Origin of the sequence: Peribacillus sp. NPDC097198, from assembly GCF_044762055.1 — a bacterium.
Taxonomy (GTDB): Bacteria; Bacillota; Bacilli; order Bacillales; family DSM-1321; genus Peribacillus.
Genome location: NZ_JBIWDO010000001.1, coordinates 267430 through 282607 on the forward strand (window position 1 = coordinate 267430; position 15178 = coordinate 282607).

Consider the following 15178-nt stretch of genomic DNA (forward strand, 5'->3'; position numbering starts at 1 on the left):
CAAATAGGAATGTTTCCCCTTTATAATTAAGAGTGGATTATGATAAAAATTTCAAAAGTGAGGTGCCTTCATTGAACATATTAGGAAGATTAAGCAAAATGATGACCGGAACAATCAGCCGTTGGGTTGTCATCGCCATCTGGATTATTGCGACAGTGCTGTTAACCTTCACGTTACCGGCAGTGAATGATAAAACGGAAAATGTTCCTACTGATTTACCTGCAGACTCAGATTCTGTCGTAGCGGATGAACTGATAAAAAAAGAATTCCCTAATTCCTCAGGGATACCTGCCTTGCTTACATGGCATCGGGAGGGTGGACTGACTGATGCTGATTTAGCTGAAATTCAAAACCTTTCCAAAGAGCTTACAGAAAGTCCCTTAAAACAGCAATCCTTCTTACCTCCTCTTCACAACGCTCCACTGCCCGCACTAAAGGGCTCTGTTTCTGAAGATGGTACGACTTTCGTACAGCCCCTCTTCTTTGAGGAAAGTGCCGGGACAGCCGTTTTGGAAAAAAATATTGAACGCATCAATAAATTAGTAACCGAACGCGTCGGTACGGACCCTTCAAAGGTTAAAATCAACTCTGAAGACCTGTCCCTTCGTGTAACGGGTCCTGTCGGGATCTCCGTCGATGCGACTGGATTATTTGCCGGTGCCGATATTCAATTACTTCTGGCAACGGTTATACTCGTTCTTGTCGTCTTATTACTTATTTATCGCTCACCACTTTTAGCGATCATTCCATTAATCGGGGTCGGTTTCGCTTACCTTGTCACAAGTCCTATCCTAGGATTCATGGCAGACCACGGCTGGATTACAGTCGATGCGCAGGCCATTTCGATTATGACCGTATTGCTATTCGGGGCGGGAACCGATTATTGTTTATTCTTGATATCCCACTACCGTAGTGAATTGAGAAGACACGAAAGCAAACGAGAAGCCATGATGGCTGCCTTTAAAGATTCTTCAGGCGCCATTGCGATGAGCGGTCTGACGATCGTCGTCTCCCTATTAACATTGCTCGTGGCTCAATATGGTGCTTATCATCGTTTCGCCGTACCATTCAGCTTATCCATATTAATCATGATGATTGCTGCCTTAACTCTCGTTCCTGCACTACTTTCCGTTTTCGGCCGGGCCTCTTTCTTCCCGATCGTTCCACGTACACCCGAAATGGAAGAAGCACGCGCGAAGAAAAAGGGCAAACCCGTCAAGATACACAAAGAAGGCGGACGCATTGGAAAATGGATTGGGAATATCGTTACAACCAAGCCGTGGACCGTCATCCTTACTTGTTTGATTCTTTTCGGCCTTTTAGCTGGCTATTCATCACAAATAAAGTATTCCTATGATATCCTCTCTTCTTTCCCAGAAGACATCAACTCGCGTGAAGGGTATACCGTCATTTCCGATGCCTACTCACCTGGTGAACTTGCACCAGCTACAGTCGTCATCGATACGGATGGCAAGGATATCGATTTAACAGATTCCCTGAAGGATATGAGCCTGATTGGAAGTGTCTCAGAACCGGTCAGGAGTGAGACCAATAAGGATTTACAATCCTATGAAGTCAAATTCAATATCAACCCATACGATACGAAAGCGATCGACGCCATTTCAGATATACGCAGTTCCGTAGAAAAAGAACTGAAAGATGCGAAGATCTCATCCGTTGATGAAAAAGTATGGATTGGCGGCCAGACAGCCGAGCAACACGATAAACGCGAAACGGTCAAGGCAGATGAATTCTTGGTCTTCCCAATCATCATCGTCTTGATTTCATTGCTACTGTTAGCCTACCTTCGTTCCGTAACAGCCATGGCTTATTTAATGGGAACGGTTATCCTTTCCTTCTTTGCCGCTATGGGCTTAGGCTGGATCATCCTTCACCACTTCATGGGTGTGGATGCAATTGAAGGTACGATTCCGTTGTATTCATTCGTATTCCTTGTCGCCCTAGGAGAAGATTACAACATCTTTATGGTATCCAGCATATGGCGCAAGAAGAAGACGATGCCAATCAAGCAAGCCATAAGAGAAGGTGTAACCGAAACAAGTGGCGTCATCACTTCAGCCGGTATCATCTTGGCAGCTACATTCTCTGTGCTCGCTACGTTGCCGATTCAAGTGCTTGTCCAATTCGGACTCATAACCGCACTCGGTGTACTGATGGACACATTCATCGTTCGCCCATTCCTAGTGCCGGCGATTACCGCTCTGCTTGGTCGCTATGCTTTCTGGCCAAGTAAAGCCCCGATTCACGAAGAAAAAGAACGTTCTAACTAAGAGTTTCTTTCTTAAACCTGTGTCCGCACACATGCGGCACAGGTTTTTTTTGCATTTTCTAAATAAAGGAAAAAACGTTTGACTCTGGAACCCCCAGCTCATATAATTACAATATGTTAAATTATCTCAAATTAAAGATATATGAAGTGGAGGAATATACAAAATGGCTAAAACAAAATGGATAGTCGACCCTACACACAGCGCCATAGAGTTTTCTGTAAAACACATGATGATTGCAAAAGTAAAAGGAAGTTTCAATAAATTTGACGCCAACATTTCTGCAGACCCAACCGACCTAACAACAGCGGAAATTGATTTCACCGTCGATTTGTCCAGCATTGACACTCGTAATACAGACCGTGATAACCACCTGCGTTCTGCTGACTTCTTTGACGTTGAAAAGAACCCGGAACTGATATTTAAAGCTACAGACATCAAAAAAACGGATGACGATGAGTATGCCGTAACCGGTGATGTCACACTTCATGGAGTGACAAAAGAAGAAACATTCGTTATGACATTCGAAGGGCAAGGAAAAGATCCATGGGGTACGGAAAAAGCAGGATTCAGTGGTAAAGGCAAGGTGAAACGCAGCGACTATGGTTTAACCTATAATGCTGCCCTGGAAACGGGGGGGGTACTGATCGGGGATCAAATCACCATTTCCATTGATATCGAAGCCGCAAGAGAAGCGTAAAATGTTTCATTAATAAACCCCCAATGAGCAGAGCAACCTGCCTTTTGGGGGTTTCCTGTGAAAAATCGTTCAATAACTGGATTTAGAAAAAACCAGCGTATGCTTATCCTGTTTATCTTTGTAACTCATATATAATTTTTCCCCTTTTATTTCATACAACAGAGTATCGGAATGCTTTAATCCTGCCCATTCTGCAGGTACATCAAAATCTGCTTCATCCCCTGTCTTCAATTTCAGAGATTCCCCATCATATTGTGTAATCTCTCCTTGGATGCCCGGGTTCCCCGCTTCAGCATCATACAAAGAAAATCTCCCATTTTTCTCGATGTCAAACGCGTAAAATCCTGTATAACGATTCCCATCTAAACTCATTTCTTCCCCATGCCACTCCCCTATAAGGTCAACGGGGGCAGAACTTGCCTTTCTCCCGTCTTTCCCACCTAGTTGACATCCATATAAGAACAAGCATGATAATACTATCAAAATACTCTTCATCTTCATCGTCATATCCTATTCGCACCTTCACTTTTCATTTCGTCTACCCATATAAGAAACCACCTAGATTTATCATCTAAGTGGTTTCAGTTACTATTCAGAAAGATCCGGCCGTTTCTATCCTGCTTGGCCACTCTCTTTCAATTGATCATCCACAAAAAGGATGCCCAATTCATAATGCTCCCCTTCAAATAAGGCCCGTTGCACAAAGCGCATTTGCTGATTGATGCCGATTACCTCTAGCTTACAATAGGCCCGGTTCTTTTGCAGCGCCCGGTACAGCTCTTCCTCTTCCCTGACGACAACGCCATTGATCTTTGAGATGATTTCACCCTTGACCAATCCCATCTTGTCAGCTGGCGATTCAGGGATAACGCCTAGAATCTGGACGCCAAGCTTGCTTTTCGAAAAGTAAAACGGTTGCTTTTCGTCCAAATTCTTTTGCGCATAATGGATGAATTCCCGTCCAAGGATCGCTAAAACAGCTGTTATGATTGCCAATAGTGGATACCAGTAGCTCACGACCGCCAAGACTGTAATCAATATGCCAAGTGTCCCTACCTGCTTACCTTGGGCCTTAATAGCCTGTTCCGGAAGCGATCCATGAACCTTCTGCCTAAATCCAATCAAAAATGGCAGAACGATTGGAGAAACGAACACTTCACCAATGGAGAATACGGGATACCAGTCAAAAAGAACGGGCAGTTCTCCTCCAGGAATCAATACGAACATCGGAATCAGCCAAATACGTTGCGAAACATAAACACCAATCGGCTGCCCGCGCTTTGAAACCTCTAACTGCGGTGATGCCTTTTTACTGCCTTTCTTAACGATAAGAAAACCTTCCGCAATCAACAAAAGTCCAATCAATATCACAAGTGTCGGATAAACCGATTGATTCAGTTGGTCAAATGCATCCGTGAAAATAGGAAGTGGCATATCCTTACCATTTAGAAAGAAAAGGATAAAGAACGTGACACCCAACGTATAAACAGGTGATACCAGTCTCCTTTTCATGGTCAAGACGGCTAGGACCGAGACTGCCGCCATGATGACCACCGCCGCCATCGGTATGACAAGGCCAGACACCAGCGCGAGGAGTGACAGAATCACCCCAGTGACGATTCCCTGTAGAAGCAAAGCCCGAAGCTCCATGGTTTTCCTATAAATCTTCGTATTGAAATCACGGCGCTCCCGTTTAACCCGAAGATAGCCGATGAATAAACAATAAGCAATGGAAACGTAAAGCAATGGATGAAGGAAGAGTTTCCCCAATCCTATTAAGCAATCAATAAGCCAATCCGTTGTCAATTTCTCTCCACCATCCCTATAAGTGATTAAAAGTATGTATCAATCGTTCTAGTCAGTTACTTCCTATTCTATCAAATATGTCAGCTTTCTGCCTATTAAGATGTAGAAAAAACTGTATCCGCTCTACTAGATGAAGTGAATCGCTCCCCTTTCCTGCCAAGTAAAAAGGCAACACCCCTATGGGCGTTGCCTCCTTCTTCTATTTCGCCAAATAATTCAAAGCCGTCCGTAGCTGAATATCATTATCTTCATCCTGAATTTTTTCCAAGATGACGGTTTCTAGCTTAGCTGCGGTCTTAGCATCCAACTTACCAGTCGCTTTCATCCCATACTGCTTCTGAAAAGCCTTGACCGCAATCTCTGTATTCCAATCGTAGTACCCATCCTCACGCCCTGTTTCAAAACCGATCCCTTTTAGGATCGTTTGCGCATACTGAATTTGGTCGTCTGTCATATCCCGCTTCAATACCTTTTCGATGGTTAACTGATGGGCGTTGAAGTACACCGGTTGCTTGACTTCAATCGTCGGTTCGATTCCCTTTTTGTGAATCCAGTTACCAGATGGTGTCAGCCACTTGTACAGCGTAAGCTTGATATTGCTGCCATCTCCCATTGGGACTGCCTGTTGAACCGTCCCTTTACCGAACGTCTTCTCGCCAATCAGCGGGTATCCCCCGGCCTCCTCCATGGCACCGGCAAGGATCTCCGAGGCCGAGGCACTGCCTTTATCCGTCAGGATGGCAATGGGGTAGTCCTTCTTTTTCTTCAGCTCGGTGAAAAAGGATTGCGTCTCACCCGTTCTTTCAGCTATTTTCAAATATGGTTTATCTTTCGTAATAAACTCGCCTAAAATCGTTTCCACACTTGAAAGGAGACCGCCCGGATTCCCCCGGACATCGATCACCAGCCCTTCGATTCCCTTCTTCTCAAGTTCCTTCAACTGCTTTTTAAAATCCGATGCGGTATTTTCCGAGAATGTGGTCAACTCCACATACCCGATTTCCTCACCCGCTACTTCCTTGGTCGAAGAAAAAACCGTGTCCAATGGAATTTCAGCACGAACCATATTGAATTCGATCGGATTGGATACGCCGGCACGTTTTATTTCCATTTTGACTGGAGAACCCTTTTTCCCACGGATCTTCAACCGAGTTTCATAGAGGTCCAACCCTTCGACACTTTCCCCATTCACCTTTAGGATTTGGTCCTTCGGCTTTAATCCTGCCTTTTCAGCCGGGGAGTCCTTGTAGGGAGAGACAATGATGACCTTACCGTCCTCCATCCCGATTTCCGTACCGATCCCCTCAAATGAGGAATCCAAGGTCTCATTGAACTGCTTTGCTGTCTCCTTGTCCATATATACCGAGTATGGATCCTTCAATGTTGTCAGCATGCCTTGAATGGCACCTTCGATGAGCTTTGAGCCGTCTACCTGTTCAACATACTGGCTCACGATCAACCCATAAGCTTGTTCCACTTTTGCCCACTCCTGATCTTTTATGCCCTCTTGGCTTTCCTGTTTCATCTCGTCTTTATCCTGGGTGCTTGTCCAATACATGCCCCCTGCTGCCCCAATAACTAATGACATCATGATTACCAGAGGAATTACCCATTTTTTGACCATATTTATCCCCTTTTCTACCCCGATATATTTTTCACTATATGAGTAGTTTCAGGTAAATATGCTTTTGAACAGAGCAAAAAAACAGACCAGGATGTGATCCTGGTCTGTTTTATGATTCATATATTGGGTATTAGTTAGGTATGTAGCTTAATGGATTGACTGCATTGGACTTGCTGTAATTCCACGTACCTTTGTGAAGCTCAAAGTGCAAATGCTGTCCATAAGAATGTCCGGTATTCCCCATGATCCCAATTTGTTGACCTTTGGCAACGACTGCACCTGTACTAGCTTGTCTTGAACTTAAATGTGCATAAACCGTTGTCCACGTTTGTCCACTAATATTATGGGTAACAAAGATTACATTACCGTATGAAGAGGACGTATACGAACGACTTACGACTCCGTCTGCTGCTGCTACAACAGGCACTGTTCCGCTTGCAGCAATATCAATGCCGGCATGCTGTTTATTCCAACGTTCGCCCATTGTCGAAGATACATAACCTGCACTTGGTCTTGTAAATGTTCCTGACGATACAGCCGGTGCAGAACTTACACTAGCCGGAGCTTGTGAGGATGAACTGCTATTAGAACTAGAGTTAGAATGGGAAGGAGCTTGTTTTTTCGCTTGAGCTGCTTGCGCTGCTTGTGCTGCCGCTTCTTGTTCTGCACGTTTTTTCGCTTCAGCTGCTGCTTTTTTACGAGCTGCTTCTAATTCAGCTAGACGATTCTTCTCTAAGTCGATGGCTGACTTGATAGCTGTTTCTTGAGCAGCAAGGTTCGCCTTTTCTTCCTCTAAGCCCATTTTATTTTCTTCTTCTTTTTTCGTTTGTTTCTTTAATTTCTTAACTAACGCAGCTTTTTGTTCTTTCTGCTGTTTTTGTTGATTTTGGATTTGTAAAAGTTGAGCTTTAGCCACTTCTAAACTAGCAAGCTTCGTCTCTACGGCCTTTTGTTTTTCTTCAAGCTCTTTTTTATCCAGCTCATGTTGTTTCAAAATCTCGCGATCGGCTTCTGCAATGGCTGCAACAGCTCCTACACGGTCAATTAAATCGCTAAAACTAGATGATCCGAACAATACTTCCACATAATTCAAATCTCCACCGGACTCCTGGAAGGAAAGTGCACGTTCCTTCAGAACGTCGTTACGCTTAGCGATACGTTCTTGCAACACTATAATTTCTGCTTTCAATACTTCAATTTCTTCTTTTGTTTGAGTGATTTCAGCATTTTTCGCATCAATTTTCTTTGCTGATTCTGCAATTTTCGCATCAATGGCAGCGATTTGCTCCTCAGCTGTCAGTTGTTTATTCTGGAGGTTATTGATTTTTTCTGAGGTAGTGGAAATGTCCGCTTCAACACCCGAACGTTTTTCCTGTATAGATGCCTTCTTTTGCTCTAAGTCTGAAATGGATTCAGCAAAAGCTGAAGGAGCAGCCAAAATGCTCCCCAAGCCAATCATGATTGTCGCGTTCACCGCGATAATATTCTTTTTCAATGTTCCATTTCCCCTTTCAATCTCGTTACAACTCGTGCCATGCAACGTCTCTCTATTTTGAATGAATTTCTTCTTCGTATTTCGAGTGTAAAAGAATTGTAAAGTTTGTTCGCTTATGCTTTTAAGAATTTTCTAACGGACATTAAGCTTCCCCATATTCCAATCACGGCGCCCATGATGATAAGAATCGCCGACACTTGGTAAATGAATGGACTTGCTGGTAAAAAGTCTACGAATTTAAACGTAATCTGTGGTGATATATAATTGAACAGATTGTAGTAGAGTACTGAAATCAGGGCGATAGGCACGACAGAACCAAGGATTCCTAACCAGAGTCCCTCTAAGAAGAATGGCCAACGAATGAAGTTGTTTGTTGCCCCTACCAATCTCATGATCTCGATTTCTTTTTTCCTAGCCACAATTGTAATTTTAATCGTATTCGAGATGAGGAACATGGCTGTGAAAAGCAACCCTACGATAAGTACAATCCCGATATTTCTAGCAATTTCGACAAAACTAAATAGGTTTTCAACATAACCTTGTCCATATTTAACGCTTTGAATATAATTGATGCTTTCGATTTCTTTAGCTACCTTGATCACATCTTGAGGTGTTTTCGTTTTAATGATATAAACATCCCGTAAAGGGTTGTCTTGTTCAAATGGTTTAAAGGCATCTCCATTATCGCCTAGATCATCAATTAAATTGGTGAGCTCTTCATCCTTAGGGGAGAAGACAACACTATCAATTCCACCTATACTCGTTATCTGCTTGCTGATTGCTTGTATATCCTCTTTACTCGCTGCATTATCAATATGCGCACGAATTTCGACATCGTTTTCGACATTACCCGCGATATGATTCAAATTCATCATAATCACTAAAAAAACGCCAACCAATGTTAGAGTGACTGTTACAGCACTTACTGATGCAAACGTCATCCAACCATTACGACCAATGTTTTTAAAGCTTTCACGGAAGTGACGGACGAGTGTTCTAAATTTCATATCCGTATTCACCTCTATGTTCATCGCGAACGATTTTTCCACCTTCAATGGCAATTACACGACGTTTAAAGTTATTAACAATATCTTTATTGTGCGTAGCCATGATAAGTGTCGTTCCGCGCTTGTTTATTTCTTCAAATATGCTCATGATTTCCCATGATGTTTCAGGATCCAGATTCCCTGTAGGTTCATCGGCAATAACCACCTTGGGGTCATTGACGATTGAACGGGCAATCGCAACCCTTTGTTGTTCTCCACCTGATAACTCTGCAGGACGCATTCTGGCTTTATGCTTGATCCCTACTAGATCGAGAACTTCCATGACTCTCTTTTTAATGACTTCAGGTTCTTTTTCGATGACTTCCATTGCAAAGGCAACATTTTCGTAGACTGTGAAAGTTTGAAGGAGTTTAAAATCCTGGAAGACCATCCCGATATTACGGCGAAATAGAGGAACTTTCGAATTGCGGATTTTTGGTAGGCTGACACCATTAACCAAGATATTTCCACTTGTCGGCTTTTCTTCCCGATACATCATTTTGATGAAGGTCGATTTGCCGGCACCACTTGGACCCACTACATAAACAAACTCGCCTGGTTGTATTTTTACATTCAACCCATTAATGGCTATGACGCCATTAGAATAGGTCTTTTTGACATCTATCATCTCTATCATTCTAAAACCACCTAATTTGCTTGTTAACTTATCTATTAAAAGCGTTTTTTTCGACAGCATTTTTTAAATAACGACAGGAATCATTTCGTTTTAAGCACAGGAACATTATAACATCAAAGTTTGTCAAATTAAGCATAAAAATATTACAGTTTCATTTCAAAGAGTGAGGTAAGACTATCTATCTAGTATACGGAAAAACGAATGGAAATAATAGGGGATTTTATGAAGAGGATGGATGAAACGTCCAGCCTAAAGGAGGACGTTTCAGTAGAAATGTTACTTATGTTCGGAAAGCCAATCGGCTACTTTTGATGCATCATCACCAATGATGACACCTTTTGGCATTCCACCTTGGCCTTTCAAGATGATTTGCTCAATTTCATCTTTCGACAAACGCGAACCGACTTCCGTTAAATTCGGGCCTACGCCGCCTTCAAGATTCACGGCATGACAACTTGAACATTTATTTTCATAAATCTTGGCTGCATCACCGGCACCAGCAGTGGTCGTTTCATTAGTATCCGTTGCCGGTTCTTTATCTGCGTTATTATCGTCATTCCCCCCGCAAGCAGTAAGCGCAAGAGATGTACCTAATAGTAAAGCTAACCATTTCTTTTTCATTGGACAAGCCCCCTTCTTCTTAAGTCTACCAGTACAGAAACATTATACCAATCTCAATCGAGTTTAAAACCCTCTCCAAGTACCTCTGAGGCATCCATGACGATCACGAATGCTTTAGGGTCAACGACTTTGACCAATTGTTTCAATTTGGTGAATTCAGATTGATCGATGACACACATTAAAATCGGACGGGAATCGTCCGTATAGCCGCCATGCCCGGAAATCCGTGTAACACCGCGGTCTAGTTCATGTATAATAGCATCCCTAACTTCGGGTTCATTATTCGTGATAATTAATGCCATCTTGGAACGGTTGAATCCAACTTGGATAAGGTCGATGGTCTTACTTGTGACATATAAGCTGATCAAGGCATACAGCCCTTTTTCAATATCAAAAACAATGGCCGCGCTCAACACGATGAGGCCGTCAATGATTGCCACACAGGTCCCCAATGACAAATTGGTATACTTATGAATGATTTGCGCCGCTAAATCAGTACCGCCAGTGGAAGCCTTCCCGCGAAAGACTATGCCCAATCCTAATCCGACAAGGATACCGCCACAAAGTGACCCGAGTAATGCATCGTTCGTCCATGGTTCCCAATCCTTTGTCAGGAAGACGACAAACGGTAAAAATAACGTACCGATGAACGTTTTTGCTCCAAAATTCCTTCCAAGTACAATAAGTCCGGCAATGAATAAAGGAATATTAAATGCCCACTGAACATACGCTGGTTCCCAACCTAGCGTGGTATATAGAATCGTGCTGATTCCGCTGACCCCGCCTGAAGCGACCTGGTTAGGTAGTAGAAATACATTGAACCCAATCGCGATGATGCCTGACCCTATCAACACTAGACCATATTCCATCAAAATTTGTATCAAAGGGTGCTTTGGCTCCCGATATCTCTTTCTCATTCTGGTTGTCTCCTCATAATCCTTCTTATTTAATTAGTCTTAACCGAAAGTAGTATAGCATCCCTGTTCATTTCCTGTAAATAACATCCAGATGACGTGGTAAAGGACTAATGAATTGAAATGTTGTACAAAAAAATCGAACCGAATAAGATCCGGTTCGATTCATACCTCTTATAATTTAGAACGTAAATAAGCATCGATGAACATATCGATATCCCCATCCATCACTGCTCCAAGGTTCCCGGTCTCTGCACTTGTACGGTGATCCTTTACCATGGAATAAGGATGGAAGACGTAAGAGCGGATTTGGCTTCCCCAGCCAATTTCCTTCTGTTCACCGCGGATTTCATCCAAATCGGCTTGTTGCTGTTCGATCTCAAGTTGATATAATTTGGCTTTCAGCATATTCATCGCTTGGGCCTTGTTTTTGATTTGCGATCTCTCATTTTGACACGTTACGACCGTATTCGTTGGTAAATGGGTAATCCGGACAGCTGAGTCAGTCGTGTTAATATGCTGACCGCCGGCGCCACTTGCCCGGTACGTATCGATTTTCAAATCTTCCGTACGGATATCTATATGAATCGTTTCATCGAATTCCGGCATGACTTCGCATGATACGAACGAAGTATGACGGCGGCCTGATGAATCGAAAGGAGAAATCCGGACAAGACGGTGCACGCCTTTTTCCGCTTTCAAATAGCCATATGCGTTATGGCCTTTGAATAGGAGCGTTACACTCTTGATTCCCGCTTCATCACCTGGAAGGTAATCAAGGGTTTCCACCTTGAATCCTCTTTTTTCGCCCCATCTAGTGTACATGCGTAGCAACATGGAACCCCAATCTTGGGACTCTGTTCCGCCTGCACCAGGATGCAGTTCCAGAATGGCATTTTTCGAATCATACTCTTCACTTAGTAGAAGCTGTAGTTCAAAGTCATTCATCTTTTGGGAAAGAATCGTGATTTCTTCCACTAACTCTGTCATAAGATCTTCATCATTCTCTTCTTTGACCAGTTCATACGTCAAATCGAGATTTTCATACGAATCATTCAACTCGGCCAATTGGTCGACTTGTTCTTTCAATGCGTTCGTTTCATTGATGACACCTTGAGCCTTTTGTTGATCATTCCAAAAGTCAGGATGCGTCATCTCATTTTCTAGTTGTGCAATGCGTGCCTCTTTTTCATCTAAGTCAAAGAGACCCCCTAAAGTCCGTTAATCGTTGCGCTGTTCTTTCTAATTCGTTTCTGATTTCTGCCATTTCCATTTCTATTCACCTCATTAGTATGTTAAAAAAATCCCGTATCGGGATTTGCTTTATGCAAATATGCCTTTTTAAAACGATATGCATTCAGTCCGGTTTCATAAACGGAACATGAAAAGAGGCGGTAAGTTCATTTAACTTATCCGTCTCTTCTCCATTATACACCTATTTTCAGGCTAAGTTGCCATGACAATTCTTATATTTTTTTCCGCTGCCACATGGACATAAAGCATTTCGCCCGACATCTTCCGATTTACGAGCCGGTGCCTTCTTCACTTTACCGCCTTCGTCTTCTTTCGGATTGACCGCTTGTCCTTTTATGACTTCCTTCCGCTCCAAGTTATTGCGGATTTCAGCTTTCATAATGTACTTAGTGACCTCATCTTCCATCGAAGCAATCATGCTTTCAAACATCGCGAAGCCTTCTGATTGGTATTCACGAAGCGGATCGATTTGACCATATGCACGTAGGTGAATCCCTTGACGCAATTGTTCCATCGCATCGATATGATCCATCCACTTGCTGTCCACTGCACGAAGCACGATAACTTTTTCAAACTCGCGCATTTGCTCTTCTGAAAGCTCGGCTTCTTTTTGATCATAACTTTCTTTTACTTTTCCTAGAATGAACTCAACCAGTTCCGATTCATCTTTCCCATCCAAATCGGCGATTGTAATCTCACCCTCTTGGAATAGATTGCCGTTCAAGTAATCGACAAGTCCTTGCAAGTTCCAGCCTTCTTCATCGCCCATCGGCGCAAAAGCTGCAACATTACGTTGAATGGACGCCGTGATCATCGTTTCAACGATTTCACGCAAGTTTTCGCTTTCCATTACATCGAAACGCTGTTTGTATATGATTTCACGTTGCTGACGAAGAACATCATCATACTGCAGCAATTGTTTACGAGAATCGAAGTTATTGCCTTCAACCCGTTTCTGAGCGGATTCAACGGCTCTTGACACCATTTTGCTTTGAATGGGTTGGGAATCATCCATGCCAAGGCGCGCCATCATACTCTTCATATTATCCGAACCAAAGCGACGCATCAATTCATCTTCCATGGATAGATAGAACTGAGTGACCCCTGGATCTCCCTGACGACCAGAACGACCACGCAGCTGGTTATCAATCCGGCGACTTTCATGACGTTCCGTCCCGATGACGGCAAGCCCGCCCACGTCTTTGACACCTTCGCCTAGCTTGATATCCGTACCACGGCCAGCCATGTTTGTGGCGATCGTAACCGCTCCCTTATTCCCTGCATTCAAGATGATTTCCGCTTCACGCTCATGGTTCTTCGCATTCAACACGTTATGAGGAATGCCTTTTTTCGTCAAGTAGTTGGAAATGATCTCCGAAGTCTCAATGGCGACCGTACCAACCAGCACGGGCTGTCCTTTTACATGACGCTCTGCAATATCTTCCACGACCGCTTTGAATTTTCCGTCCATTGACGCATAAATGAGATCTGGACGGTCATCCCGGACGATATCCCGGTTCGTTGGAATCGCAATAACATTCATATTATAGATATTACGGAACTCTTCTTCTTCCGTCTTGGCCGTACCCGTCATACCGGAAAGTTTTTCATACATCCTGAAATAGTTCTGGAAAGTAATCGTCGCAAGGGTCATGCTTTCATTTTGAATTTCTAGTCCCTCTTTTGCTTCAATGGCCTGATGAAGTCCTTCACTATAACGGCGACCTTTCATTAAACGGCCTGTAAATTGGTCAACGATGACAATCTCGCCGTCTTGGACCACATAATCCACATCCAAATGCATGGCAACATGTGCTTTCAATGCCTGATTGATATGATGGTTCAATGTCACATGAGTGATATCGAATAAATTATCAATATTGAACGCTCTTTCAGCCCTGTTCATACCTTCTTCAGTCAATTGCACGCCTTTGGTTTTCTCATCATACGTGTAATCCGTATCTTTTTTCAGGGTACGCACAAACGCATTCGCCTGGATATAAAGCTGGGCTGATTTTTGCGCCGCACCGGAAATGATCAATGGCGTCCTCGCTTCATCGATCAAGATGGAATCGACTTCATCGATAACCGCATAATGCAATGGCCGTTGAACCATTTGTTCTTTATATAGCACCATATTGTCACGCAAGTAATCGAAACCTAACTCATTATTCGTGCTATACGTGATATCCGCATTGTATGCTTCTTGTTTTTCTTCTTTAGAATGACTGTTCAGATTCAACCCGACAGACAGTCCGAGGAAATTGTATAACACACCCATATCAGTCGCATCACGTTGTGCGAGGTATTCATTGACGGTCACGACATGCACACCTTTGCCAGTAATCGCATTTAAATAAACGGGCATGGTTGAGGTCAACGTTTTCCCTTCACCTGTTTTCATTTCGGAGATATTCCCATCATGAAGGGACGCCCCACCCATGATCTGAACGCGGAAAGGATACATGCCAAGGGCCCGCTTTGCACCTTCACGTACAACAGCAAATGCCTCAACGAGCAAATCATCCACAGTTTCCCCGTTTTGATAACGTTTCTTGAATTCTTCCGTTTTGGCAGTCAGCTGCTCGTCCGATAACGAAGCCATCTCATCCGCCAGCGCTTCGACCTGATCAGCCACTTTTTCTAACCGCTTAAGTTCTCGCTTATTCGGATCAAAAACTTTATTTAATATATTAAGCATTCATTAACGCTCCTCTATTGGGAAAATGATCATTCAATATCGTTCATTCATATAAGTAAGAAGGAACACACCTTCTGCCGATAATAATCTAG

12 protein-coding genes are annotated in these 15178 nt (G+C 43.2%); 2 read left to right on the top strand and 10 right to left on the bottom strand.

Annotation, left to right across the window (positions count from 1 at the left end):
• Window positions 1-98 precede the first annotated feature (98 nt).
• On the top strand, window positions 99-2291 hold the full coding sequence (locus tag ACIQXQ_RS01350) for an MMPL family transporter (protein ID WP_402954574.1): 2193 nt from the start codon (window positions 99-101) through the stop codon (window positions 2289-2291).
• Window positions 2292-2454: 163 nt separating this feature from the next.
• Window positions 2455-2988, top strand: a complete 534-nt coding sequence (locus tag ACIQXQ_RS01355; RefSeq protein ID WP_402954577.1) for a YceI family protein — start codon at window positions 2455-2457, stop codon at window positions 2986-2988.
• A 69-nt stretch (window positions 2989-3057) separates the two neighbouring features.
• On the opposite strand, the gene ACIQXQ_RS01360 is transcribed toward ACIQXQ_RS01355, so the two are convergent.
• The 10 genes from ACIQXQ_RS01360 to secA all read right to left on the bottom strand — a co-directional run bounded on the left by ACIQXQ_RS01360 (window position 3058) and on the right by secA (window position 15086).
• Complete coding sequence (locus tag ACIQXQ_RS01360) at window positions 3058-3495, bottom strand: hypothetical protein (RefSeq protein WP_402954580.1); 438 nt, start codon at window positions 3493-3495, stop codon at window positions 3058-3060.
• Window positions 3496-3600: 105 nt separating this feature from the next.
• Window positions 3601-4794, bottom strand: a complete 1194-nt coding sequence (locus ACIQXQ_RS01365; protein WP_402954583.1) for a PDZ domain-containing protein — start codon at window positions 4792-4794, stop codon at window positions 3601-3603.
• Between the two features lie 199 nt (window positions 4795-4993).
• The gene (locus ACIQXQ_RS01370) at window positions 4994-6418 is read right to left on the bottom strand and encodes a S41 family peptidase (RefSeq protein WP_402954586.1); all 1425 of its coding nucleotides are present in this window, start codon (window positions 6416-6418) and stop codon (window positions 4994-4996) included.
• A 130-nt stretch (window positions 6419-6548) separates the two neighbouring features.
• Window positions 6549-7913 (bottom strand): murein hydrolase activator EnvC family protein, encoded by a 1365-nt coding sequence (locus ACIQXQ_RS01375; protein ID WP_402954589.1) that lies wholly within the window; start codon window positions 7911-7913, stop codon window positions 6549-6551.
• A 113-nt stretch (window positions 7914-8026) separates the two neighbouring features.
• The gene (gene ftsX, locus ACIQXQ_RS01380; protein WP_402870641.1) at window positions 8027-8920 is read right to left on the bottom strand and encodes a permease-like cell division protein FtsX; all 894 of its coding nucleotides are present in this window, start codon (window positions 8918-8920) and stop codon (window positions 8027-8029) included.
• A complete protein-coding gene (gene ftsE, locus ACIQXQ_RS01385; RefSeq protein ID WP_402870638.1) occupies window positions 8910-9596 on the bottom strand; it encodes a cell division ATP-binding protein FtsE in 687 nt (228 codons plus the stop codon). Before ftsE ends, ftsX begins: the two co-directional genes overlap by 11 nt.
• Before the next feature lie 276 nt (window positions 9597-9872).
• Window positions 9873-10217, bottom strand: a complete 345-nt coding sequence (gene cccB / locus ACIQXQ_RS01390; protein ID WP_402870636.1) for a cytochrome c551 — start codon at window positions 10215-10217, stop codon at window positions 9873-9875.
• A 53-nt stretch (window positions 10218-10270) separates the two neighbouring features.
• Window positions 10271-11134, bottom strand: a complete 864-nt coding sequence (locus ACIQXQ_RS01395) for a YitT family protein (RefSeq protein ID WP_402954594.1) — start codon at window positions 11132-11134, stop codon at window positions 10271-10273.
• Between the two features lie 171 nt (window positions 11135-11305).
• Window positions 11306-12404, bottom strand: a protein-coding gene (gene prfB / locus ACIQXQ_RS01400; RefSeq protein ID WP_402870630.1) for a peptide chain release factor 2 whose coding sequence is annotated in 2 segments (ribosomal slippage) — window positions 11306-12331 and window positions 12333-12404 — 1098 coding nt in all. Because the reading frame shifts where the segments join, the coding sequence is not laid out codon by codon here.
• A gap of 168 nt (window positions 12405-12572) precedes the next feature.
• Window positions 12573-15086 (bottom strand): preprotein translocase subunit SecA, encoded by a 2514-nt coding sequence (secA, locus tag ACIQXQ_RS01405; RefSeq protein ID WP_402954599.1) that lies wholly within the window; start codon window positions 15084-15086, stop codon window positions 12573-12575.
• Between the last annotated feature and the right edge of the window lie 92 nt (window positions 15087-15178).